At 43.7% G+C, this 24,218-nt stretch carries 19 protein-coding genes; 12 read left to right on the forward strand and 7 right to left on the reverse strand.

Annotated elements, in window-relative coordinates; translation table 11 throughout:
• Window positions 1–467: 467 nt before the first annotated feature.
• Window positions 468–806, reverse strand: a complete 339-nt coding sequence (erpA, locus tag L3V43_RS02570) for an iron-sulfur cluster insertion protein ErpA (RefSeq protein WP_010372235.1) — start codon at window positions 804–806, stop codon at window positions 468–470.
• Between the two features lie 336 nt (window positions 807–1,142).
• Between erpA and L3V43_RS02575 the strand changes: the two genes are divergently transcribed.
• From L3V43_RS02575 to L3V43_RS02595, 5 genes are all read left to right on the forward strand, one after another.
• The gene (locus L3V43_RS02575; protein ID WP_010606088.1) at window positions 1,143–2,825 is read left to right on the forward strand and encodes a chloride channel protein; all 1,683 of its coding nucleotides are present in this window, start codon (window positions 1,143–1,145) and stop codon (window positions 2,823–2,825) included.
• A gap of 20 nt (window positions 2,826–2,845) precedes the next feature.
• Window positions 2,846–3,280, forward strand: coding sequence for a CopD family protein (locus L3V43_RS02580; protein ID WP_010606087.1), 435 nt, complete (start codon window positions 2,846–2,848; stop codon window positions 3,278–3,280).
• A 123-nt stretch (window positions 3,281–3,403) separates the two neighbouring features.
• The gene (locus tag L3V43_RS02585) at window positions 3,404–4,420 is read left to right on the forward strand and encodes an aspartate carbamoyltransferase (protein WP_010606086.1); all 1,017 of its coding nucleotides are present in this window, start codon (window positions 3,404–3,406) and stop codon (window positions 4,418–4,420) included.
• A gap of 12 nt (window positions 4,421–4,432) precedes the next feature.
• Window positions 4,433–5,713: a glutamate-1-semialdehyde 2,1-aminomutase gene (hemL, locus tag L3V43_RS02590; RefSeq protein WP_235366533.1), complete on the forward strand. Its 1,281-nt coding sequence runs from the start codon at window positions 4,433–4,435 to the stop codon at window positions 5,711–5,713.
• Between the two features lie 168 nt (window positions 5,714–5,881).
• The gene (locus tag L3V43_RS02595; protein ID WP_237115781.1) at window positions 5,882–7,726 is read left to right on the forward strand and encodes a methyl-accepting chemotaxis protein; all 1,845 of its coding nucleotides are present in this window, start codon (window positions 5,882–5,884) and stop codon (window positions 7,724–7,726) included.
• Window positions 7,727–7,767: 41 nt separating this feature from the next.
• On the opposite strand, the gene L3V43_RS02600 is transcribed toward L3V43_RS02595, so the two are convergent.
• From L3V43_RS02600 to L3V43_RS02620, 5 genes are all read right to left on the reverse strand, one after another.
• Window positions 7,768–10,749 (reverse strand): TonB-dependent receptor, encoded by a 2,982-nt coding sequence (locus tag L3V43_RS02600; protein WP_237115780.1) that lies wholly within the window; start codon window positions 10,747–10,749, stop codon window positions 7,768–7,770.
• Window positions 10,750–10,878: 129 nt separating this feature from the next.
• A complete protein-coding gene (mrcB, locus tag L3V43_RS02605; protein WP_206472230.1) occupies window positions 10,879–13,200 on the reverse strand; it encodes a penicillin-binding protein 1B in 2,322 nt (773 codons plus the stop codon).
• Between the two features lie 161 nt (window positions 13,201–13,361).
• Window positions 13,362–14,591: an ammonium transporter gene (locus tag L3V43_RS02610; protein ID WP_010606081.1), complete on the reverse strand. Its 1,230-nt coding sequence runs from the start codon at window positions 14,589–14,591 to the stop codon at window positions 13,362–13,364.
• Window positions 14,592–14,604: 13 nt separating this feature from the next.
• The gene (locus L3V43_RS02615; protein WP_010372259.1) at window positions 14,605–14,943 is read right to left on the reverse strand and encodes a P-II family nitrogen regulator; all 339 of its coding nucleotides are present in this window, start codon (window positions 14,941–14,943) and stop codon (window positions 14,605–14,607) included.
• Between the two features lie 189 nt (window positions 14,944–15,132).
• Complete coding sequence (locus L3V43_RS02620) at window positions 15,133–16,362, reverse strand: diguanylate cyclase (RefSeq protein WP_010372263.1); 1,230 nt, start codon at window positions 16,360–16,362, stop codon at window positions 15,133–15,135.
• A 276-nt stretch (window positions 16,363–16,638) separates the two neighbouring features.
• Here L3V43_RS02620 and L3V43_RS02625 point away from each other — a divergent pair, with 276 nt between their 5' ends.
• The 5 genes from L3V43_RS02625 to serA all read left to right on the forward strand — a co-directional run bounded on the left by L3V43_RS02625 (window position 16,639) and on the right by serA (window position 21,448).
• Entirely contained in the window at window positions 16,639–18,150 is a 1,512-nt protein-coding gene (locus L3V43_RS02625) for a carboxypeptidase (protein WP_174169837.1), read from the forward strand.
• 139 nt (window positions 18,151–18,289) lie between these two features.
• On the forward strand, window positions 18,290–18,823 hold the full coding sequence (locus tag L3V43_RS02630) for a hypothetical protein (protein ID WP_010606079.1): 534 nt from the start codon (window positions 18,290–18,292) through the stop codon (window positions 18,821–18,823).
• Entirely contained in the window at window positions 18,820–19,449 is a 630-nt protein-coding gene (locus tag L3V43_RS02635) for a 5-formyltetrahydrofolate cyclo-ligase (RefSeq protein WP_010606078.1), read from the forward strand. Before L3V43_RS02630 ends, L3V43_RS02635 begins: the two co-directional genes overlap by 4 nt.
• A gap of 104 nt (window positions 19,450–19,553) precedes the next feature.
• Window positions 19,554–20,207, forward strand: a complete 654-nt coding sequence (gene rpiA, locus L3V43_RS02640; protein WP_010372275.1) for a ribose-5-phosphate isomerase RpiA — start codon at window positions 19,554–19,556, stop codon at window positions 20,205–20,207.
• An 11-nt stretch (window positions 20,208–20,218) separates the two neighbouring features.
• Window positions 20,219–21,448: a phosphoglycerate dehydrogenase gene (serA, locus tag L3V43_RS02645; protein WP_039493776.1), complete on the forward strand. Its 1,230-nt coding sequence runs from the start codon at window positions 20,219–20,221 to the stop codon at window positions 21,446–21,448.
• Between the two features lie 63 nt (window positions 21,449–21,511).
• Here the strand turns inward: serA and mdh are convergent, their stop codons facing one another.
• Entirely contained in the window at window positions 21,512–22,444 is a 933-nt protein-coding gene (gene mdh, locus L3V43_RS02650; RefSeq protein WP_095729865.1) for a malate dehydrogenase, read from the reverse strand.
• Window positions 22,445–22,685: 241 nt separating this feature from the next.
• Here mdh and argR point away from each other — a divergent pair, with 241 nt between their 5' ends.
• Together argR and L3V43_RS02660 are read left to right on the forward strand one after the other, a co-directional pair.
• The gene (gene argR / locus L3V43_RS02655; protein WP_010372285.1) at window positions 22,686–23,153 is read left to right on the forward strand and encodes a transcriptional regulator ArgR; all 468 of its coding nucleotides are present in this window, start codon (window positions 22,686–22,688) and stop codon (window positions 23,151–23,153) included.
• Between the two features lie 415 nt (window positions 23,154–23,568).
• Complete coding sequence (locus L3V43_RS02660; protein ID WP_010606077.1) at window positions 23,569–24,180, forward strand: OB-fold-containig protein; 612 nt, start codon at window positions 23,569–23,571, stop codon at window positions 24,178–24,180.
• Window positions 24,181–24,218 lie beyond the last annotated feature (38 nt).

Here is a 24,218-nt window from a genome sequence, read left to right on the forward strand (position 1 = left end):
AGGTATAGACTAAAACACGCGTAACACCTAATTAATTTTTACTTTTTATTAATTCATTAAGGGTTGTAATATCCAGTAACACTTTAACAAATTTTTTAAAAAATGTACCAGTATTTGAAATAAATTATTTTTCTTTAAAAAATAAAAACTTACAGCTAACATTTACTAAGTGGTTAAAAAAGAGGCTATTACTAGATGATTCGATTACTGTTTTTACTGCCAATTCTATTGTGCTTAGGCTGGGTTTACTTCCTTCGTTCAAACGGCGTGCCGCTTAAGCAAGGGAAAAAAGGCTTTATCTACATCTTAGTATTTTCATCTTTTGTTTTAGGTTTTTTTGTCTTAATGATGTATCTAACAGGTAGTTTGTGACAAATAAAGCAAATTGAGTTTTGATGGGCAGAAACAAAAAGAGCCATGACAAAAGCATGACTCTTTAGCTTAGCAGAACGTAGTGCGAATAATGTCTAGACGCTGAAACTTGCGCCACAGCCACAAGTGGTTGTTGCATTGGGATTATTCACAAAGAAACGTGCGCCCTCAAGCCCTTCGGTATAATCTACGATACCGTCAATTAGATACTGAATACTCATTGGATCGACAACCATAGTGACACCGTTTTTTACGATTTCCAAATCACCTGGATTTACTTTTTCATCGAAAGTGAAACCATATTGAAAGCCTGAGCAACCGCCACCCGTTACATACACGCGTAGCTTAAGATTGGCATTCTCTTCTTCTTCAATAAGTTCTTTTACGCGGCTTGCAGCAGCGTCAGAAAACTGAATTGGTAATTGTTCAGACATAGATTTAGACCCCTAATCCTGTAATCTGTAAATTATCTAATACCTGAGTATTTTAATCAAGTATAGCGTTTGTACCAGTCACATTTGTTAAGCTACCTCTTTTTAAAGAAAAAGAGAGCCCCATTGATTACACCGCAAAACTTTTCTATTTTTTCCCATCGAGAAACTTTTAACTCTATGTGCTGCAAACTTATGCGCCCATATTGATATAAATTGGTAATAGCACGTTTAACCAAGGAAAATATGACTATTGCCTTAGTTAAGTTGCGTTGGCACAAGGACTTAGTATAAAAAATTTGATATTCTTAAACGGTTTACTATTGTGGAATGACGTTCATGTCGTTGGATACATTAAGACGAAGCCTTGCAAAACCTAAAACTTCAGCGCAACTGTGCCTACTTGGTGCCGGTGCAGGCCTGCTTGCAGCGATACTTATCATTGCTTTTCGTCTTACTATTGAATTAATCCAAGGCACATTTCTCGATAAACCAGATGACTTTACTGAGCTTTCTGAGCTACATCGACTATTTTTGCCAGTCCTTGCCGCGCTACTCATCGCTGTCTTTGCTGCTTTGACAGGGTTTAAGCACTACCGTTTGGGCATTCCATATGTGATCAATCGGATCAAACACCACTACGGTCATATGCCAATTTGGAATTCTGCCAACCAGTTTTTTGGTGGTGCTGTTGCTTTGATCAGTGGTTTCTCTGTTGGTCGAGAAGGACCATCTGTACACATGGGGGCTACAGCTGCAAGCGTTCTATCAGAGCGTTTACATCTACCACTCAATGCTGCGCGAACTTTGGCCGGTTGCGGTGTAGCTGCAGGTATTGCCGCCTCATTTAATACCCCACTCGCGGCAGTGATATTCGTCATGGAAGTCGTGCTCCGGGAGTATAAAATCCACATTTTCGTTCCCGTGATGTTGGCTTCAGTGATCGGTGCGATGAGCACGCAATATGTGTTTGGTAACAGTTCCGAGCTGGCACTCATTCATATCACCCCGTTGAGTTTTTGGCATTACCCTTACTTAATTATTTGTGGTGCAGCATTAGGGGCGGTTGCTTTTGCCTTTAATCAAAATCTAATGCTGATCATCAAAACTTTTAAGCCCATCAGTATGTTTCCTCGTCTTCTATTAGCGGGTTTAATTGCGGGATTAATTGGCTATGCCGTACCAGGGGCCATGGGCTCAGGTATGAGCGCTATCACCCAAGCAGTTGAATCTCCGCATAACTTACAACTACTTACCACAATTTTGATTGCCAAGCTGATGGCAACTTTATTTGCGATTGGACTTGGTATTCCCGGTGGTATTATTGGTCCAGTGATTGGGCTTGGGGTTATCATGGGCACCTTAATGTCTTTCTTTGCCCAGTTTATAGAACCAAGCGTTGATGTTGCAGGAACTTATGGTGTACTCGGTATGGCAGGCTTACTTGCTGCGACTTTGCACGCCCCGCTTGCTGCGCTTACTGCGGTGATGGAGCTGACTTCAAACCCAAAAATAATCGTTCCAGCTATGCTGGTGATCACCACCGCTTACGTTACGGCTTTACAGGCGTTTGGCAATCGCTCCATTTTTATTCAACAACTGGACTTTCAAGGACTACCTTACCAAGTATCGCCCGCAAAAGAGGCATTGCAGAAAGTGGGGATAGTGGCTGAGATGGATGAGAATTTTAAACTGCTCTATTCCGACGACAAAGAGCAAATAAAAGAAACCCTATCCGCGGTTGATAGCCAAACACCGCTTATTGTTTATGACGAACAAAGCGGCTACCGCTTAGCCGAATACGATTTGAACTTAATCTCCGAGGGCAGCGTATCGGTCTCTTATATCGAGCTGCAAGGATTAAGCACACAAGCGACCTTAGCAGATGCTTTTGATGTGCTAAAAGATAAACGTTCAGGCGCGGTGTATATATACAATCAAAAGGATGATAAACAAATACTTGGATTATTGCGATGGGACCAAATTCGTCACATACTCACCACCAGAAACAGTTTACTCTAGCCTAAAAAGTGGAATTTATAATGAGCTTATTGCTAACGTATAAAGCCTTACATATCTTTTTTATGATTGCCTGGTTTGCAGGGATTTTTTATCTGCCACGCCTCTTCGTATATCACGCGATGACTGAAGAAAAATCTTGCAGCTCAATGCTCAAAATCATGGAGCGCCGCCTACTCTATTTTGTAACCCCATTTGCTATTCTCACCGCTGTGTTTGGGGTCTTAACGATTACAGAATACGGACGCGAATGGTTTAAGCATAGTATGTGGCTGCACTACAAGCTGACTTTAGTGATTTTACTTTATATTTATCATGGCTATTGCTTTAAATTGCTTGCCGATTTCAAACATGATCGCAATCGTAAAAGTGACAAGTTCTATCGTTTTTTCAACGAATTTCCCGTGCTAATCCTATTAGCCATTGTCTTTCTTGCCGTTTTAAAACCTGCACTGTAACCGTGCATTATTGGGGGTACTTGGGTATAATATGCGCCCAAGTAACCGCCCACAATCTGCGTGTTATCTGGTTGGGTAAGCGACCTGCAACCCGGTAGTCAATTTGTCTTTAGGAATCGCCAAATGTTCAGTTTCCAAGGTGAAAACATTCTTTCTGTCAATCAATTAGACAGGGATTCTATTGAACACATCTTCTCCATTGCCAAAAAAATGGAACCCTATGCTAAAAAGCAAAAACGTACCCAAGTACTCAATGGGGCGATTTTGGCAAATCTATTCTTTGAACCAAGTACGAGAACACGCGTAAGTTTCGGCACCGCATTTAACCTGCTCGGCGGCCTAGTCCGTGAAACCACAGGTATGCAAAGCTCAGCACTGACAAAAGGCGAATCTTTGTATGATACCGCCCGTGTGATTTCCGCTTATGCTGACGCGGTGGCAATGCGCCACCCAGATGCAGGTTCAGTAGCCGAGTTTGCAACCGGTTCCGATGTTCCTGTCATAAACGGGGGCGATGGCCCTAATGAGCACCCTACCCAAGCTCTGTTGGATTTACTGACAATTGACCGAGAGCTTAGCCGCTTTGGTACTGGAATTGATAACATGCACATCGCCCTAGTCGGGGATTTAAAATACGGCCGCACCGTGCATTCTTTATCAAAGTTACTTAGCCACTACAAAGATATCCACTTTACAATGGTTGCACCGGATGGCTTACAAATGCCTCAGTCAATTTTAGATGTCGTAGACAATGCCGGTCACCGTATCGAAGTCGTGTCTAAGATGGAAGGCAATTTAGCTGCCGATATCGTTTACCAGACCCGTATTCAAGAAGAGCGTTTCCCTTCCCAAGAAGAAGCAAACAAATACCGTGGTGGTTTTAGGATCAGCCAAGCGATTTATGACGCTCACTGTAAACCTAGCTCAGTATTAATGCACCCATTACCTCGCGACAGCCGTAGCGATGCAAACGAGCTAGACAACGACCTAAATAACAACGACAACCTAGCTATCTTCCGCCAAGTTCAAAATGGTGTATTGATCCGTATGGCACTTTTTGCCCTAACGCTAGGTGTTGAAAACCAAGTGGAAAAACACGAGGTAGAAGTACCTTGGTTTAGCCGCAAACGTGAAAGCTAAAAAGGATCGACAATGACAATCAGTCAAGACTTATTCAAACGCGCCCAAGACTCAATCCCTGGAGGCGTTAACTCTCCTGTTCGCGCTTTTAATGGTGTAGGTGGTACGCCACTATTTATCACCAAAGCCGAAGGCGTTCACACCTTTGATGCCGATGGTAAACAGTACATTGATTATGTGGGTTCTTGGGGCCCGATGATCTTAGGTCATAACCATCCTGAGATTAAACAAGCAGTGCTTGAAGCGGTTGAAAATGGCCTATCGTACGGCGCGCCGACGGAAACTGAAATCCTAATGGCGGAAAAAGTAAAAGCGCTAGTACCATCTATTGAAAAAGTACGCATGGTAAGCTCTGGTACAGAAGCGACCATGAGCGCTATTCGCCTTGCTCGTGGTTACACCGGCCGCGATAAAATCTTAAAGTTTGAAGGCTGCTACCATGGTCACGCTGACTCTTTGCTTGTTAAAGCAGGCTCAGGAGCTCTAACCATGGGCGTGCCTAACTCACCGGGTATTCCTGCCGATTTTGCCAAGCATACGCTAACGGTTTCATTTAATAATCTTGATGAAGTAAAAGCGATTTTTGAGCAGTACAAAGATCAAATTGCCTGTGTGATCATCGAGCCTGTTGCTGGAAACATGAACTGCATTCCACCGGTAGAAGGCTTTTTAGAAGGCCTGCGCGAAGTATGTACTGACAATCAAAGTGTGCTTATCTTTGATGAAGTCATGACGGGTTTCCGTGTTGCTCTTGGTGGTGCTCAACAGTACTACAACATCACCCCTGACTTAACCTGTTTAGGTAAAGTGATTGGTGGCGGTATGCCAGTGGGTGCGTTTGGCGGTAAAAAAGAAATCATGGATTACATCGCCCCAGTTGGTCCTGTTTATCAAGCGGGCACGCTATCTGGTAACCCAATAGCCATGGCTGCTGGTTTAAAAGCACTAGAGCTGCTTTCAAAAGAAGGGCTGCACGCAGAGCTTGAAGCTAAGAGTAAAGCCCTGTGTGAAGGCTTCCAAGCGGCTGCTGATGAAGCAGGTATCGCACTTACGACTAACTACGCAGGTGGTATGTTTGGCTTCTTCTTTACTGACGCTAAGAAAGTAACCAGCTATCAACAAGCAACTGAATGTGACCTAGAGCGCTTTAAAAAGTTCTTCCATCTGATGCTAGATGAAGGCGTTTATTTAGCCCCATCGGCATTCGAAGCGGGTTTCGTGAGCACAATGCATTCTGACAAAGAAATCGCTAACACTATTAATGCTGCAAAGCGTGCATTTGCCAAGTTGTAATCACTGATTGTAACCCACATTAGTTTGTATTTAAAAAGCCCGTTCAGGGCTTTTTTTGTTTTTTCAGCTACGCTTTGAATAAGCTTTTCAAAAGCTTCGGTCTAGTTAACCAAGGCGTACTTAATTAATAACGCTGTGCTAAGTTAAAACTATCATACAGAGGAAGTGATGGCTGGATTTAATACACTAATTAATCCTGCAACCCGTTTGATGGCGCGGTTGCGATACAAAACCAAAATGGCCGTTGTATTTGGTATTTTATTACTACCGCTAAGCCTCAGCTTGTTTTTTCTAAACAGTGTACTTAACCATTCTATTTCTGTCAGTGAGATGCAAAGGCAAGGGCTCACGCTTTACCCTAGTATGTTGGAAAACATTTTAGCGGGTAAAGCTTCCGATAATTCAATTTTATTGCAACGCGCTAAGTTACCCAAAGTGAGCGCCGCAGGTGCAAGCGCCCTTGAGCAGCTCTCAATTGCCTCTCAACTTGCCGTCGATGATGATCTTGGACGCAGTTACCTGAATCGCACACTTGTTGAGTCTGCGCCAAGACTTATATCGCAAATCAATGCAATTGAAGCGCAAGCAAGCGATATCATCAGTAGAGGCAGTTTTACTCCAGATAGTTTTATTGCGCAGTCCAATTTAAACAAAGGATTGCCAGGCGTCACGACACTATTTTCAGGCAAACTTAACATTGCTATCAATGATAATCAGCGACTCAAAAAGCAGCTTAGTCAGCCCTTAGCTGAGCTTGAGTCTAGCCTCTCTGATTACCAGCAAGCGGTGAAAACAGGTTTGTTAGACCCTGATGAACTGGCACTCTCACAAGCGCAATTTAACCGTTACTACCAAAGTGCAAGTGATGCTATCAAGCAGTTTGTTAATGTTGCAACACCCACGCTTGCCGGGCTTGTCGCCGAAAAACAAAACCAGCAACGGTGGATCAGAAACACCGTTGCCTTGGCTTCGCTACTCGCACTGATCATCGCTATTTATCTTATGGTTGGCTTTTACTTGTCGGTCATGGGCACCATCACGACTTTCTCACATGCCGCGCAGGCCGCTTCCCGAGGGGATTTAAGTATCAAAGCGCAGACTACAGGTTCCGACGAGCTTAGCCAAATTATTGAACAATTTAATGCGGTACTACATGCCTTTATCTCTTTACTTGGTAGCGTTCGATTAAGTAGTGACGAGCTACAGCAAGCAACAAAAACACTCAATAAGATAAGCCAAGATACTGAGAAGGACGTCGCCCAGCAGGAGAATAAAATCCAGTCTATTCACCACTCACTCGAGAATATGGCGCAGTCCGCTCGCTCGGTTGAGGATGCCGCATTTAGCGCCACAGAGTTGGCCTCCGTAGCAGCCAAACAAGTAAAGCAAAGTAGTGTCAATACCACAGCCCTAGCAGAACAAATGACCGAGCTACAAACTGAGTTTCAACAAAGTCGTGCGGCCTTAGATAAGCTCGCAGAAGACACGCAAAACATTAGTCAGGTGAGTTCCGCGATTAGAGAAATTGCCGAGCAAACCAACTTACTCGCGCTCAATGCCGCAATTGAGGCTGCTCGTGCAGGTGAACAGGGCCGAGGGTTTGCAGTAGTAGCGGATGAAGTTAGAACGCTTGCGCAAAGAACGCAGCAACAAACAGAGGAAATACACAATATTATTCAATCTTTACAAGCTGCATCCAGAGACACGCAAGACAAAATGCGCAGCAGTGAAGACAATATGGCACAAAGCGTTATCGCCGCGAATGATACTAATGAAGTCCTACAGCACGCCGAGCAAAGCATGCGAGACATAGACGAGCAAGGGAAACTGATAAGTCAGCTGGTACAACAACAAACTCAAGCAACAGAGCAGGCTTTAAATGAATCCTCTGAGATTAACGAGCTTGCTCAACACACATTGAGTTCAGCACGAGAAACTCAAGCTAATGCGTTCTTACTTACCGATACAGCAGCCGTTATGGAGGAAAATATAACTAAGTACAAAACGGAATAAAAAAGGGAAGCTAAGCTTCCCCTATAACATGGTATTAAGTATTAAAACTTAAATGTCGCACTCAAGCGAATCTTACGAGGCTCTTGGAAGTACTTAGGTAACAGGTAGTCTGGATCTGGATCACCACGATACCCTTCGAAATTATCACCTTCATCAGGTACTGTTTTTCTAATTTCAGAAACTTCATTATACTTGGTCGGTTTATCGTTATTAAACACGTTGAACACGTCCGCTCTGAATGTCAGATCGTGATCATAAACAGTCGTGTTATATTGTAAGCTCAAGTCTAGACTCCAAGTGTTAGGGGTAGTCCCTAAAGAGCCACGAGGTACGAGCTCGCCACCGCGATAAAATGACTCTGCATCGTAGTAAGATGCGAATACATCTGTCGGGTGATATCCATAAGCCCCATATGGACGACCCGTCTGCCATAAGAAGTTTGAACCTAACAGAATATTTTCTGTGATTTCGTAAGCAAACTGAGCTTTGATCTGATGACGTCTGTCATTAGGCAAGTTGCCTTTTGCACCATCAGTCAAGCCTGGTTGGTCAAAGTTGGTTGTTGCACCCGCATCATCTTGCTCGTTATCTGAGCGTACGAAACCTTCATTATTACCCCAGCTATGCGCCCAAGTATACGTTAGATCTAACATCCAACCATCGCCCCAAGCTTTGCTAAGGTTGATGTCAACTGCCCCATATTGACGCTCTGACTCTGGATAACCTAGGTATGAAGCTGGAATAGTATACTCTTGGTTTGCTAGCGGTCCATCACCATCAGGGTCAGTCGCAAAGGTTACATCTGAACCAGGGTTGGTTAGCACATAGTAATGGAAACCATCACACACTGTACAACCACTGCCAAACTCAGCTTTTAAATAGTCGTCAAAGCCTTTGTCAACCGCAATGTCCTCAAGCGAGCTACCAAGATTACGGTAAGTCCCTTTAACACCTAAGCTCCAATCATCATCAAGCATCATCTGAAAACCTAAAATAAATTCATCTTGATACATAGGATCTAGGTCTTGATTAACGGTTTCAGCGGTGTTTTTCAAAGTACCATCTGCTAGTACCAATAAGCCACCTGTCGCTTCACCTAAAATTGGCTCTTTAGAAATATCATCGGCGATACCAAGTACTTCAAATTGCTGGCGAGTATAAAGCTCATCACCTGCCATACGAACGTTTGTATTCGTTGCAACCGGTAAGAAATAGCGGCCAAAATTAGCAAATACTTTAAACTCACCTTCCCCGTATGGGTCCCAACTTAAACCAACTCGAGGAGCCCATTGGTCGCTCACATCAATAAACTTTTCACCTGCTTTATTATAGTTTTCAAAGGTTTCGTTTCTTAAGCCTAAAGTAACCGTTAGATCGTCAGTGACAGTCCACGTATCAGTAATATAATAGGCTGAACTCTTGGTTTCAAAATCACCGATATTGCGGTATATCTCTTTACGTACTGACGTACACGATGAAGGGTCTCCTGCACGTACAGCGTCCATATCCGCACAGCCTTCGTAACGATATGAAGCACCGCCAGCACGCTGTGTCTGGTTAACCGCCTCTAACTCTTCTCTATCAATACCAAAACGTAGAGTATGATTATCCGTCACATACCAATCAAAATCTAAGCGGTAAGCTGTTCGTTTATCTTCTTCCAAGCTAGGTGTACTTAGTGCCCAATCACCCAGATCAGTACTAGAGAAGCGCTCGTATACACGTGGATACTCACCAAAAGGTGAACTACCTGCGTTAACGTTACTGTAGTTTGCTTCATTTACACCATACATTGCGCTCATTGTGAATGTATCAGTCAAAATACCTGTATATTTGAATGAGTAAGTTTTACCACCACGCTTTTGAGTGTAGTCTCCTCGACGAGAAGTCGTTTTGTGCGCTTTTGAATCCCAGTTATATTTCACACTATCAAGATCACTTGAGCTATCCCACCCAGTAAACTCAATAATGTGATCATCTGTAATGTAATAATCTAATTTAAGAGCAAGGAACAAATCGCCTGATTCACGAACGTATTTTGTTGACTCCTCTGCGTAATCAGAATCACGTTCGTTATAATTAGCAAGGCCAAAGAAGAAAAGCTTATCTTCTATCAACGCACCACCAGCGTACAGTGTATATTCGTTTTTACCTACTTTTCGTTCTTCTTGGTCACGGTGATAAATATCCGTACCATAAAGAGCTTCACCTTCCGCCGAACGATAAGCCTGAGGACTAGTCTCGCGCAGTGAGCTTGGCTCTAAAACTACCCCGCCACCGTACTCAAAAGTATTGCTACCGCGACGTGTTGTGGCATTAATTACACCACCCGTTGAGCGACCAAACTCGGCAGAGTAACCACCTGTTTTCACCTCAAAGCTATCGTAAAAGTCAAACGGAACATCTGCACCACCTAGACCATTACGGAAGTTTGTGACATTCATACCGTTAACATAGTAGCTGTTTTCACCTACTGATGACCCACCAAACGAAGCGATATTACCGAATGATTCATCACCTTTTGTCGTGCCTGGTGCTAACATTGCAACTGAGGCAATATCTCGCGAAACAGGAACTCGAGCAAGGAACTCTTGGTCGACAATAGTCACCGCTTCACTGGATGCCACATCTATCGAACTAATGCGAGATCCTACAACTTCAATCACTTCAGTACCATTGCTAGAAGTAACAGAGAGTGGAATATTTGTACGTGTACCCACTCTAACATTTACATCTGTTTGCTGGTGTAATATTTGGCCATTCTTTTTAACGGTCACATCATAGGTACCCGCTGGCAACAACGGGAATCGGTAACTACCGTTATTACCTGTAGTAACTACACGCTGCAGTCCAGTATCTTTATTAAGTATCTCAATAGTAACGCCTGATACTGATTCTCCCGCAGTGTTCTCTACAACACCGTATAGAAACCCTGAAGATGTGGCGTCGGCTGCGATCGCGGTACCTGAAACCAAGGCACCAACTACAGCCAAAGAAAGGATATTTCTTTGAAATGTCTTCATTATTATATTTCCTTTGAACATTGTAATTGTTATATGTTCAGTTTCTGTTCCCTGAACGGAAATATACTATGACAAACAAGAGAATAATTAAAGATTAGTTTACAAAAATACTTTCAAGTTCCTAAATTACTAACAGCCTGGTCTGGGTTCAAACATACTCTCTCTAATAGGTAGCTGTAATACAGGACCACAACTCGGAGGCGACTGCTTACCCGTTTTCGGATTGATAAAGGCCCAGCGAATGGACTTTGGACGCTCATCAACAATCGCTTGTGGATTCAGCGGCTTGAGATACCGAATATAAAGTTCAAGCGCTCCTTGACTGCCCGTTAATCCCGTTGGCTTATTATCATCACGGCCAATCCAAGCCACGGTGACCGTATTTTGGTCAAAACCTGCAAACCAGCTATCTCTTAAATCATTACTAGTCCCCGTTTTCCCTGCAAGTTGAATTGAGGGGAAGTGAAGGTTAAGACGTTTAGCAGTGCCTTTTTTAGTTACACGCTTCATGCCATATTTCGTCATGTATACCGCATCGCTGTCTAGCGTTTGGTTTTTTTGCACGGGATGTTCGTATACCAGCTTACCCAGTGAATCGGTGATCGCCATGACACTAGTCAACTCGCTCTGCTTACCATCTGCAGCAAGTGTGGTGTACGCCTGTGCAACATCAAAACTGGATAACTCTAACGCGCCCAACAATAAAGAAGGATAAAGTGGAATCGACTTAGAAACACCAAGGTCATTCAAAGTTTGCGCGACTCGATTCACACCCACATCCAAGCCAAGGTTTACTGCTGGAATATTGATACTATTGCTGAACGCTTCAAACATTGGTACTTGGCCTCTGAATTTATGATCAAAGTTCTCTGGAGACCAAACTTTACCTGAACCGTCAGTCACTTCGAGTGGACTGTCATCAAGTAGCATACCCAAATGGTAGTTTGGATTCGACAAAGCGCTCAAATAAATAGCGGGTTTAACCAGTGAACCTATATTGCGCTCGGTGTCTAATACCCGATTAAAACCTGAAAACTTCAACTGGCGACCAGCAACTAACGCCGATACGCCCGCTTTTTCAACATTAACTGACAGCATCGCGGTTTCTAGCTCTTCCGTTTTGAAACGGCGTTCTAAGTAAGGTAAGCCCTTTTTAACAGCATCTTCCATCGCCGTTTGCTTTTGTAAATCTAGGTAAGTAAAAATCCGAATTCCAGAGTCGACAATGTCATCATCAGGCACCAGTTTCTTTAACTCGCGATTCACCAACTCCAAATATCCAGGATAAGACTGCATACGGCTCGCTTTTAAAGGCTGTACATCAATCGGCCTAGAGAGCGCCGCGCGATACTCAGGGGTTGTGATGAGGCCATTTTCCACCATCAACCTTAAGACTAAATCGCGCCTTTCCATTACCCGCTCAGGATATCGTCTTGGGTTATAAAAAGACGGTCCTTTAACCATTGCAACTAACATAGCGACTTGGTCAAACTCAAGCTCGTCCACTGGTTTACCAAAATAAAAATCGGCCGCAAGCCCCATACCATGAACGCCTTGATTATAGGCTTGTCCCAAAAACACTTCGTTTAAATAGGCTTCAAGGATTTCATCTTTGCTGTAACGGAAATCTAAAATCAATGCGATGAATGCTTCATTCACCTTGCGGATTAAGGTGCGATCTCTGGTGAGATAAAAGTTCTTTGCGAGCTGTTGCGTAAGCGTACTGCCACCTTGCACAGTTCGCCCCGCTTTGATGTTGGCATACAGCGCACGCAAAATAGACAGCGCAGAAACACCATGATGTTCGTAAAAGTCTCGATCTTCTACCACCAGCAGTGTTTCTTTTAAAATATTAGGGAATTTATCGAACGGAACAAACTCTCGGTCTTGGCGCGATTCATTGCCGATCCGAGCAATCTGCACCGGCTCTAAGCGAGCGCCGGCTAAGCGCCGACCTTGATTATCAACAATATTGGCAAGCTTTTTACCAGCAAAATTAAGCGTAAAAATACGCGCCACTTCTGGGCCATCGTAGAATTCGAACGCGCGACGATGGATGGTGATTGTGCGACCTTGAACGATATATTGACCAGTACGGCTGATACGATTTACACGAGAATAGTTAAGCCGCTTCAGCTCCCACAGCACTTCATCCTCATTAAGGAATTGATCGGGGAAAAACTGCATCGATCTGGCATAAACCTGAACGGGAAGTTCCCACTTATTGCCCTCAAACTGCCGGCTTATTTTGGCGTCTAAGTAGATGATATAAATTGCAACAAGGAATATCGCCGCAATAGTCCCTTTCCAAAAGAAAGACCACAACGTGCTCAGTACACGGCTTTTAACTCTTTGCATCTTAGAACCGTTTTGCTGGGTATTGTTTTTACGCGAAGTGTTCGCTTTGACGTTTGATTTGTTGGCAGGTTTTCGTTTCTTTTTATCCGTCATGACCCAAGTAAAACTAAAAAATGAATCGCAAGATGGTAGGGTAACCTAAATTAACAACTGCTGAAAGTAGAATAATATATATAAAGAAAAGTGAGCCCTGTTGGACTCACTTTGTTTAGACAACGAGAACTTTACAATATTGACTGAGAGCCAAATTGGTATTATTGTCCGCGAACTGTCACGAACTCGGGATAGGCATCTACGCCGCAATCATGTTGATCCATACCGCTTAGTTCTTCTTCTTCGCCAACGCGGATCCCCATGCTCGCTTTCAATACACTCCAGACAATATAAGAAGCAATGAAAACAAAACCTAAAATAGTGATAAGTCCCACAGCCTGACCTTGGAAAGTAGCGTCTGAGTTTGAAAATGGCACCATCATCACACCTAGCGCACCACATATACCGTGAACAGAGATAGCACCGACAGGATCATCAATTTTTGCCTTATCTAGCGCAACGATACTAAACACCACCAATGCACCGCCTATGGCACCGAGAATAAGCGCTAATACAGGTGTTGGAGAGGCAGGCTCAGCGGTAATAGTCACCAGACCTGCTAGCGCACCATTAAGTACCATAGTTAAATCCGCCTTGCCCCACATTAATTTACACACCAACAGTGCAGCAACCGCACCTGCCGCCGCCGCCGCATTGGTATTTAGCATGATTTGGCTGACCGCGATGGCATTTTCTTTGTCGGCAAGGAATAGTTGAGAGCCACCGTTAAAGCCAAACCATCCCATCCACAAAATAAAGGTGCCTAGTGTAGCCAGTGGCATGTTGGAACCAGGAATTGGGTAAATCTCACCATTTTTGCCATATTTTCCTTTGCGCGCACCAAGTAACAGAACACCCGCTAGTGCCGCAGCAGCACCGGCACCATGCACAATGGCTGAACCGGCAAAGTCAACAAAGCCAAGCTCAGATAAGAAACCACCGCCCCACGTCCAATAGCCTTCCAACGGGTAGATAAAGCCAGTTAACACCACACAAAATGCTAAAAACGCCCACAATTTCATACGCTCGGCAACAGCGCCAGAGACAATTGACATAGCCGTTGCAACAAATACCACTTGGAAGAAAAAGTCGGATTGCAGTGCATGGTCGGCATCATCAGCAGCACTGCCAATGAGCGCACCGAGACTTGGTAAAACCCCACCTTCGGCATTATCGACATACATGATGTTGTAACCAATAAGCAGATACATAGTACAAGCAATGGCGTACAGTGCGACGTTCTTGGTAAGGATTTCAGTGGTATTTTTTGAGCGTACTAATCCCGCTTCAAGCATAGCGAATCCGGCAGCCATCCACATAACTAAGACACCAGAGATCAAAAAGTAAAAGGTATTTAATGAAAATTTTAGTTCTATTATTGTATTTTCCATTGTTCGGCTCCCCTTAAATGGCTTCTTCATCAAGTTCGCCGGTACGGATCCGAACAACTTGGTCTAAGTCGTAAACAAAGATTTTTCCGTCACCAATTTTTCCAGTGAACGCAGCCTTTGTAACCGTTTCCACAACGCGCTCGGCGTTTTCGCTTAACGTCGCAATTTCTATTTTTATTTTTGGAATGAAATCGACTTGATATTCTGCACCGCGATACAGTTCGGTATGACCGCGCTGACGTCCAAACCCTTTAACGTCAACAACCGTCATGCCTTCAATCCCTAGATCGGCTAACGCTTCACGTACCTCATCAAGCTTAAATGGTTTTATTATTGCACTTATCATTTTCATGCTGAGTCCCCTTAGGACAGTTGATCCTGTTGTACGCAGTAATCCAACCTTTATGCCAAATTTTTTATTCCTTAATTAACAATGAATTAAAGTGGGAGGTGGAATTTCACGCATAAAAAATGCACCATCTAGGTGCATTGATATTAAGTCTGAACTGAGTTGGTGCATAAACACTCAAATAACGAAAAGCTAATGCGCGATAACGCAATTTCGTTGTTTGTCCTTCGCTTTGTAGAGCGCCTTATCTGCCTTGCGCATTACTTCGCTTAAACTCTTTGATTGGCAAGCCGCGAGGCCAATACTGATGGTGCAATAATGCTTACCCTCAGGAATTTTGAATGCTTGCTGTGCAAGGCGCTCTCTAAAGTCTTCTAGCATGTGCTTTGCCATCTTCATATCTGAGCTTGGAATAAGCAAAGCAAACTCTTCCCCACCAATACGTGCGACAATGTAGTGACCAAATGCACTACGCAGTAAATCAGCAACTTGTTTAAGTACATCATCACCGCTTTCATGACCATATTGATCATTAATAGACTTAAAGTGATCGAGGTCTAACAATGCCAATATATGCTGGCTCGGTTTGTTCTTGATTAAACGCTCTGCTTGCTGACAAAAATAGCGGCGGTTATAAAGCCCTGTTAAATAGTCTCGATGCGCATATTCTTTGATTTCTGCGATCAAATTGAGCTGTTCCATCGTCTGCATGATACGACAATGAAACTCTTCACTCATAAAAGGTTTTGCCAAAAAGTCATTGGCGCCGTATTTGATAAACTTTGCTGACAAGCCATGACTTCCTGCGCCAGACAGACCAATAATCGCCAACTCATCTCGTCCACGACTATTACGAACGGATTTTACCAACTCAAAGCCATCCATCGTCGGCATCGCAAAGTCCGTCAGCAGTAGCTTAATTTCATGGTCAGATAGCAACATCTCCAATGCCTGTTCGCCATCTTGCGCCTCAAGCACTGTAAATAATTGCTTTTCAAGCATCTGCTTCATTACCGCGCGACTGATCACAGAATCATCGGCGATCAGCGCCTTGCAACCTTGGTTTCTCAATAGTCTAGATGCTAACTTGACCGCGTATAGGTATGAATCGCGGTTATCTTTAATCACATAATCCACCACACCCATTTCAAGCATTTGCTGGCGGCTATATTCATCTATTTTTGAGGTCAACACCACGGTGGGTATTTTGTGGCTAAGCGTGAGCTGCACGACCTCTGCGTCCATCGCATCGGGCAGCGTTAAATCTACCAGCGCCAATGTATATTGGTGCTGTGCTAAGAAGTCCTTACTTTCCTTGAGGGACCAAGCAAAATCGATTTCGACATCTAGATGCTGAGCAGCAAGGTGTCGCAATACCTGTTGTACGACTTTACTGTCTTCAACAATTAAAATTCTTTGCATGGATTGAGATCTCTTAAGTACAACGAGAAGCGCAGTGAAACTAGAATTTAACGAGGCTAAATACTTTATTACTACATAATTAAGTATTAAATATACGCGAATCTTGCACTAAAAAAAACCAAATCGGCTCAAATTCGTTACTTTTCGATAAACGAGGTTACAACAGCCTATTTTTCAAACCTGCCGTTTTTTTTGTTGAGTTTGTCTCAACGGCTTTGAATTTCAGATGAAATACTTCTTTAATGCAGACATACCTAATGCAATACCGAGGAAGCAATGAAAAAACTACTACCACTATTGCTCGTGAGTTGTGCCCTACTCTCAGCACCAAGCATAGCTGAGGAGCACAACCGCGCAATTGAGATAGATCATAAAATAACAACTGAGCATAGAGCCGAAATAAAAGGTGAACGTATTAACTACACCGCGACAACAGGCACGCAGCCGGTGTGGAATGAAAACGGCGACGCAGTTGCAACGTTGCATTACACCTACTACAAGCGCACAAAAATCAAAGATATGAGCAAACGTCCGCTGCTGATCTCATTTAACGGTGGTCCGGGCTCTGCTTCCGTGTGGATGCACATTGCCTATACTGGCCCAAGAGTATTAAAAATTGATGACGAAGGATATCCACTGCAACCTTACGGCTTGAAAGACAACCCATATTCAGTGCTAGATGTTGCCGATATTGTTTATGTAAACCCAGTCAACACAGGTTATTCTCGCGTACTCAAAAATGCTGAAGGTAAATATCCGAGTAAAGCCGAACAAACAAAGATGTTTTTTGGCGTCAACGCGGACGTGAAGTACTTAGCCGAATGGCTCAATACATTTATTCATCGCAATGAGCGTATGCTTTCTCCTAAGTACCTGATTGGTGAGAGCTACGGCACGACTCGAGTGTCAGGTCTTGCGCACGCGATGCAAAACAATCAGTGGCTTTATCTCAATGGCGTGGTGTTGGTATCTCCTACAGAAATCGGCATTAAACGAGAAGGTCCGGTTGAAGTGGCAAACCGTTTACCGTATTACGCTGCCGCCGCTTGGTACCACAAAGCGCTGTCTTCTGAATTGCAAAATAAAGATTTACTCGAAGTACTTGCAGAGGTTGAACAATATACGGTTGATCAGTATCTTCCCGCACTCGCCAAAGGCGCATTTATCAGTGCCCAAGAAAAGCAAAGTGTGACACAGGCCGTTGCTAAATATAGTGGCTTAAGCGAGCGCTTTGTAGCTCAAAACAACCTAGATATTCCTACTGCGGCATTTTGGAAAGAGCTATTGCGTGAGCGTGGCTATACCCTAGGTCGGTTGGACTCACGCTATCTTGGTATTGATAAAAGAGACGCTGGTTCTCGCCCTGATTATTGGCCTGAGCTGACCTCTTGGTTGCACTCATTTACGCCAGCGATTAATCATTACTTCGCTACAGAACTCAACTATAAAACCGATGTAAAATATAATATGTTTGGTTCAGTTCACCCTTGGGATAGCAGCGATAATAATGTCGGTGAACAATTACGATTAGCGATGGCACAAAACCCTTACCTAAACGTGATGATCCAGTCTGGCTACTACGATGGCGCAACGAATTACTTTGATGCCAAGTACAATATGTGGCAACTCGATCCGAGCGGAAAAATGCGTGATCGCTTAAGCTTTAAAGGTTACCGCTCCGGGCACATGATGTACCTGCGTCATGAAGATTTACAAAAATCGAACGAAGATCTCCGCGACTTTATCTTAAAAACAACACCCAAAGCAGATCAGTCAGCGCTTTACTAAATTCCCAACCCATTGTGGCCGCGCAAGCGGTCACTTATCTTAATGCTCACCGGGTTGTAAAAATTTCCTTTTATCCTTCTACAGTTACCTATAATCTAGATATACTCAATACTATCTCTCTACAACTTAGGCACGCACCATGAACGAGCAGTTTAAAGTCGTCTTCGTTGGCATGGCCGACGGTAAGGATCAACAAAGCGCCGCTATCGCGATGGCAGACAGGTTGAAAACCTCACCCTCAAAGATCCAGCAATTTTACGCTGGCAAAAACTTGTTTGCTCCTGCAGATAAAGCCAAAGCGCTAAAACAGGTAAAATTACTTGCAAGCGCGGGGATCAACGCCAAGCTACAAAGCCAAACAGCCGCTACCCCAACTAACGCAGATCAAGAGCGCGTATTTGAAGCGCTGGATTACATCACAAGCAGTCTAATACGTATCGAAGAGCGATTAGAAGAACTTGAGCAACGCGTAGCACCAACCGCTCATACTGAAATTGAAGATACAACAGACGAAGAGTGGGAGACGAAGGAGCTATTCGATGAGCTGGACTTTGAGCCTAGCCCTCCGGCTAAATCTAAAACTTGGCTATATTATCTGCTCGCTGTATTAATTATTTTATTTATTCTGCTTGGTGTAAGTTTGTTTTTCCCTGAGTGGCTCGCGTTAGAATGAATAAAACTAATAACAACATAAATAAATCTCAAGTTACTCGTGCTGATTTGAGAAAAATGATTAGAAACGCAAGAAACTCGCTATCAGCAGAGCAACAGAAGACAGCCGCGGCACATCTAAACATTAATTTTTTTCAACAAATAAACCTCCCAAAAAATGCCAATATAGGGGTCTATATTCAAAACGATGGCGAACTAGATACATCCCTTTTAATTCAATCGCTTTGGGATAAAAATCATCAGGTTTTCTTACCCGTAATCCATCCCTTCAACCCTGCAAATTTACTCTTCCAGAAGTATGAAAAAAACTCACCCATGAAGGCAAATCGCTATGCTATCTTGGAACCTAAGTTAGATTGTTCAGCTGTGGCACCGCTTGCATCACTGGATTTACTTTTGATGCCTCTGGTTGCTTTTGATGAGCAAGGTAATCGCCTCGGTATGGGCGGTGGGTACTACGATAGAACTTTAGCGTTACACTACGCTGAGCAGCGAGCTAAACCAGCACTTGTTGGCCTTGCTCATGATTGCCAGCAAGTTCCGAGCTTACCAACAGCAGCTTGGGATGTACCGCTCCCAACTATCCTCACTCCAACCCAACTATACACTTGGCCAAAAAATAATTGAGCAGGCAAATAGTTAAGCGCATTTTGAGGCGCTTTTGACCATGACGCTGACACTTTGATTGAGTTATACTCCATACAACTTCAATGACAACTAAGTGTAGCGTTATGACTCAAGATGAAATGAAAAAAGCCGCGGCATGGGCAGCTTTGAACTATGTAGAAGAAAACACCATTGTTGGGGTTGGTACAGGCTCAACGGTAAACCACTTTATTGATGCGCTTGGCAGTATCAAGGATCAAATCAAAGGGGCAGTATCAAGCTCTGAAGCTTCAACAGAGAAGCTAAAAGCACTTGGTATTGAAGTTTTCGAGCTAAACGATGTGTCAGAGCTTGCGGTATATGTTGATGGCGCAGATGAAATCAACAGCACCAATGAAATGATAAAAGGCGGTGGCGCAGCACTGACACGCGAGAAAATCGTTGCAGCCGTTGCCAAGAAATTTGTTTGTATCGTTGATAATACAAAGCATGTTGAGACGCTAGGCGCATTTCCACTACCTGTTGAAGTGATCCCAATGGCGCGTAGCTACGTGGCAAGAGAGTTACTAAAACTAGGTGGCGATCCAGTTTACCGCCAAGGCGTTATCACTGATAACGGCAATGTCATTCTTGATGTGCATGGCCTAGAAATTAGCGCAGCAAAAGCGCTTGAAGAAAAAATTAACCAGATTGTTGGCGTCGTGACTAATGGCTTATTTGCCGCGCGTGGCGCTGACGTTGTAATAACAGGCACTCCAGAAGGGCCTAAAATCAACTAGTGAGATTACAGATGAGCAAGGTTTCGTTATCAAAGGATAAAATTCGAATTTTGTTGTTAGAAGGCGTGCACCAAAGCGCCGTTGAGACACTAAAGCGCAACGGTTATAGCAACATAGACTACGTTAAAACATCCTTACCGGAGCCTGAGCTGATCGAGCGGATCAAAGATGCTCACTTTGTCGGGATCCGCTCACGTACCCACCTTACGGAAGCAGTATTAGAACAGGCTGAAAAGCTGGTCGCTGTTGGCTGTTTCTGCATCGGCACCAACCAAGTGGATTTGGATGCCGCTAAAAAACGTGGTATCGCCGTATTCAACGCACCATTTTCTAACACCCGCTCTGTGGCTGAGCTCGTACTAGGTGAAATTCTCTTGTTATTGCGCCGTGTTCCTGAGCGTAACGCAAAGGCGCATCGCGGTGAGTGGGATAAATCTGCCGACGGTTCATACGAAGCTCGTGGTAAAACGCTAGGTATTATTGGTTATGGTCACATTGGCACCCAGCTTGGCATTATGGCTGAGAATATCGGGATGAACGTCGAGTTTTATGACATCGAAGATAAGCTCACGCTCGGCAACGCAACGCAGTTACACACGCTTACGCAATTGTTACAAAGAGCGGACGTGGTCAGTTTGCATGTACCGGAGACATCACAGACCAAAAACCTTATCGGCATGGCCGAAATTGAAGTGATGAAGCAAGGCGCAATCCTAATTAACGCATCACGCGGAACGGTTGTTGATATCGACGCCTTAGCTGAAGCATTAGCGGCCAAGAAGCTTTCCGGCGCTGCTATTGATGTATTCCCCGTTGAGCCAAAATCTAATCATGAAGAATTCGTCTCACCACTACGCGAGTTTGACAATGTACTGCTAACCCCACACGTTGGTGGTTCTACCCAAGAAGCACAAGAAAACATCGGTGTAGAAGTCGCGGGTAAGTTGGCGAAATATTCAGATAACGGTTCAACAGTCACGGCAGTTAACTTCCCTGAGGTTTCTTTACCTGAATTATCAAACCGAAGTCGTTTATTACACGTACACGTAAACCGCCCAGGCGTACTAACACAAATCAACCAAGCGTTCGCTCAGCACGGTATCAATATTGCGGCGCAATACCTACAAACGGATGAATCTATTGGTTACGTGGTTATCGACGTCGATAGCGACCACTCTGAAGTGGCGTTGAAAGAGTTAAGTGCAGTTGAAGGAACTATCAGAGCACGTATTCTTCACTAAGAATAATCACACATAAAAAAACCAGTCACTGTGAAGCGACTGGTTTTTTTATATCAATCTGGCTTACGCCATGAAATCAACACCTTCTTTGATGTCTTTTTCAAGTGTCGCTAGCATGTCGTCTTTTGCTTTTTGCTCAAACGCGCTTAGCTCACCGTAAGGAAGTAACTGCTCTACACCGTTTTTACCAAGGATAACTGGCTGTGCAAAGAATGTTGCATCGCCTGTGTTACCTTCAACGTATGCGTACTCAAGTACTTCTTCACCTTGTAGACCTTTCACTAGTGAGAAGCAGAAACGTGCTGCTGCTGCACCCATTGAAAGTGTAGCTGAACCGCCACCCGCTTTAGCTTCAACCACTTCAGTACCCGCGTTTTGGATACGAGTTGTTAGTGCAGCAACTTCTTCGTCAGTGAACTCAACACCTTCAACTTGAGAAAGTAGAGGTAGAATTGTAGTACCTGAGTGACCACCAATTACTGGGATCTTAACTTCAGCAACGTCTAGACCTTTAAGCTCTGCGATGAAGGTTTCAGCGCGGATAACGTCAAGGGTTGTTACACCGAATACGCGAGCTGGATCATAAGTACCTGCTTTTTTGAACACTTCAGCAACGATTGGTACCGTGCCATTTACTGGGTTTGTGATGATACCAACAAGTGCTTTAGGGCAGCTTCTAACGATACCTTCAGCAAGTGTCTTGATGATACCTGCGTTAACGTTGAAAAGGTCAGCACGGTCCATACCAGGCTTACGAGGCATACCAGCAGGGATAAGCACTACGTCAGCACCTGCAAGAGCTGGGTCTAGGTCGTCTTTACCATAACCCGCTACTTTTACCGCAGTTGGGATGTGAGATAAGTCAACTGCAACACCAGGTACAACAGGTGCAACGTCATAAAGCGCTAACTCCGAGCCAGCTGGAAGACCATTTTTAAGCAATAAAGATAGAGCTTGACCGATACCGCCAGCGGCACCTAATACAGCAACTTTCATTTGAATTCTCCATAATTTGAAGGTGGAATTGAGTGTGCAGTAAAGATAATGAAAAGCGCTGTTAAACACAAATTAATCACGGTTATTTTCGAGATTTTTTGACTAATGTCTTAAATAAAAGTGTAAAGATCGCGACACTTTGTCCACTTATGCTTTACGACTGCCATTTTGGTCGCGCAAATTTGGGAATCTCGGTGGTTTTGTGTAGAATTTAAAGATTAGCCGTAAAAGAAGACAGACTATGCAGCCGCAAGAAAAACAAGAAGCACTGATCAAAGCATTTAAAGCCATTTTAAAAGAAGAAAACTTTGGCTCTCAAGGTGAAATTGTTGATGCTCTAAAACAACAAGGTTTTGACAACGTCAGTCAGAGTAAAGTATCGCGCATGCTGAGCAAGTTTGGTGCTGTACGTACACGTAATGCTAAGCAAGAAATGGTTTACTGTTTACCCGCAGAAATGAGCGTTCCAACAGCAAAAAGCCCTTTGCGTCAGTTAGTCGTTGATATTATGCACAACGAAATGATGATTATTATTCGAACCAGTCCTGGTGCTGCACAATTAATTGCAAGACTACTTGACTCATTAGGCACCGCAGATGGTGTATTAGGTACCATTGCTGGCGATGACACGATTTTTATTGCGCCTGCCAAAGTATCTGAAATCGACGTTACTCTAGATAAAGTAAAAACGCTGTTCGATAACGTTTAGTCTATTATTTTTATCGGTGCTAACTCACAAGTTAGCACTTACTCTGGTACTTTCCTCCCAACAAACACGCTTTCCCACTATCACAATAAACAGAATAAACTGCTTATCTTTACAGCAAAAAAATGTTTGACATAATATGTCCTTGTGTGGCAACTTTAGAAACGCAAGGTGAGATTTTTCTCACTACGCATGGATAGTTTTTAAGCAGATTGACTAGCTTTTCGGACTTGTTTCCTGCGATGTCTATAACCCATCGGACACGCACGCTATTCTTTTCACTCATTCATCTCACTATCCTATGATGCGGAACTCACCGCTTTGATAGGCCCAAAAAGCGCCTGATGACGTTGAGTGGGCCAGTTTACTTGCTTACTTAACCACTTAAAAAGGAAAAGCAAGGAGTCAAGGAGCAACAATGGAATTTTTAAATACTGTATTTACGTTTCCCACTGTTATTTTTTCAACACTATTACTCATAGTGCTATTGTTCTGGTTAATTGCTTTACTCGGTTTTGCTGATATCGATATCTTAGAAGGCGATGTTGATATTGAAGCCGAAGGCGCAAGTTCTGGTTCTTTTTGGGAGGTTGCTTTTGGTGGCGTCCCAGTGAGTATTTCACTGAGCCTAATCATCGCGCTGGGCTGGATTGTCAGTATTTATGTACAACAATTTTTTGCTTACCTACTGGGTAATGGCATTTTTTACTACCTGGTGGGAACGGCATTTATGCTCGTCAGCCTCATTGTTGCACTACCACTAACCGCCGTGATTGTACGGCCATTACGGCGCTTTTTCGAAAGCCAAGAAACCACATCGAAGCAAGCGCTGGTTGGGCTCGAATGCGTCATTGCAACATCAAGAGTCAGTAACACTTTTGGCCAAGCCCGAGTATATATTCAAGGAACGGATCAACTCATTGAAGTACGCTCGGATGAAGATAACACCTTCACACTAGGAGACAGTGCCTTACTTATCGAACACGACCCCCTTACACATAGCTACACTATTGTGGCTAAACCTTGGTAATAATACAGAAAATAACGGAATTTAGGAACGAGTTGATA

The organism is Pseudoalteromonas sp. L23 (assembly GCF_021728455.1).
In the GTDB taxonomy this organism is placed as follows: domain Bacteria; phylum Pseudomonadota; class Gammaproteobacteria; order Enterobacterales; family Alteromonadaceae; genus Pseudoalteromonas.

Excerpts from the sequence above, each read along its gene's own strand:
- erpA (WP_010372235.1), bottom strand. The coding sequence starts at position 806 with ATGTCTGAACAATTACCAATTCAGTTTTCTGACGCTGCTGCAAGCCGC.
- L3V43_RS02575 (WP_010606088.1), top strand. The coding sequence starts at position 1,143 with ATGTCGTTGGATACATTAAGACGAAGCCTTGCAAAACCTAAAACTTCA.
- L3V43_RS02580 (WP_010606087.1), top strand. The coding sequence starts at position 2,846 with ATGAGCTTATTGCTAACGTATAAAGCCTTACATATCTTTTTTATGATT.
- L3V43_RS02585 (WP_010606086.1), top strand. The coding sequence starts at position 3,404 with ATGTTCAGTTTCCAAGGTGAAAACATTCTTTCTGTCAATCAATTAGAC.
- hemL (WP_235366533.1), top strand. The coding sequence starts at position 4,433 with ATGACAATCAGTCAAGACTTATTCAAACGCGCCCAAGACTCAATCCCT.
- L3V43_RS02595 (WP_237115781.1), top strand. The coding sequence starts at position 5,882 with ATGGCTGGATTTAATACACTAATTAATCCTGCAACCCGTTTGATGGCG.
- L3V43_RS02600 (WP_237115780.1), bottom strand. The coding sequence starts at position 10,749 with ATGAAGACATTTCAAAGAAATATCCTTTCTTTGGCTGTAGTTGGTGCC.
- mrcB (WP_206472230.1), bottom strand. The coding sequence starts at position 13,200 with ATGACGGATAAAAAGAAACGAAAACCTGCCAACAAATCAAACGTCAAA.
- L3V43_RS02610 (WP_010606081.1), bottom strand. The coding sequence starts at position 14,591 with ATGGAAAATACAATAATAGAACTAAAATTTTCATTAAATACCTTTTAC.
- L3V43_RS02615 (WP_010372259.1), bottom strand. The coding sequence starts at position 14,943 with ATGAAAATGATAAGTGCAATAATAAAACCATTTAAGCTTGATGAGGTA.
- L3V43_RS02620 (WP_010372263.1), bottom strand. The coding sequence starts at position 16,362 with ATGCAAAGAATTTTAATTGTTGAAGACAGTAAAGTCGTACAACAGGTA.
- L3V43_RS02625 (WP_174169837.1), top strand. The coding sequence starts at position 16,639 with ATGAAAAAACTACTACCACTATTGCTCGTGAGTTGTGCCCTACTCTCA.
- L3V43_RS02630 (WP_010606079.1), top strand. The coding sequence starts at position 18,290 with ATGAACGAGCAGTTTAAAGTCGTCTTCGTTGGCATGGCCGACGGTAAG.
- L3V43_RS02635 (WP_010606078.1), top strand. The coding sequence starts at position 18,820 with ATGAATAAAACTAATAACAACATAAATAAATCTCAAGTTACTCGTGCT.
- rpiA (WP_010372275.1), top strand. The coding sequence starts at position 19,554 with ATGACTCAAGATGAAATGAAAAAAGCCGCGGCATGGGCAGCTTTGAAC.
- serA (WP_039493776.1), top strand. The coding sequence starts at position 20,219 with ATGAGCAAGGTTTCGTTATCAAAGGATAAAATTCGAATTTTGTTGTTA.
- mdh (WP_095729865.1), bottom strand. The coding sequence starts at position 22,444 with ATGAAAGTTGCTGTATTAGGTGCCGCTGGCGGTATCGGTCAAGCTCTA.
- argR (WP_010372285.1), top strand. The coding sequence starts at position 22,686 with ATGCAGCCGCAAGAAAAACAAGAAGCACTGATCAAAGCATTTAAAGCC.
- L3V43_RS02660 (WP_010606077.1), top strand. The coding sequence starts at position 23,569 with ATGGAATTTTTAAATACTGTATTTACGTTTCCCACTGTTATTTTTTCA.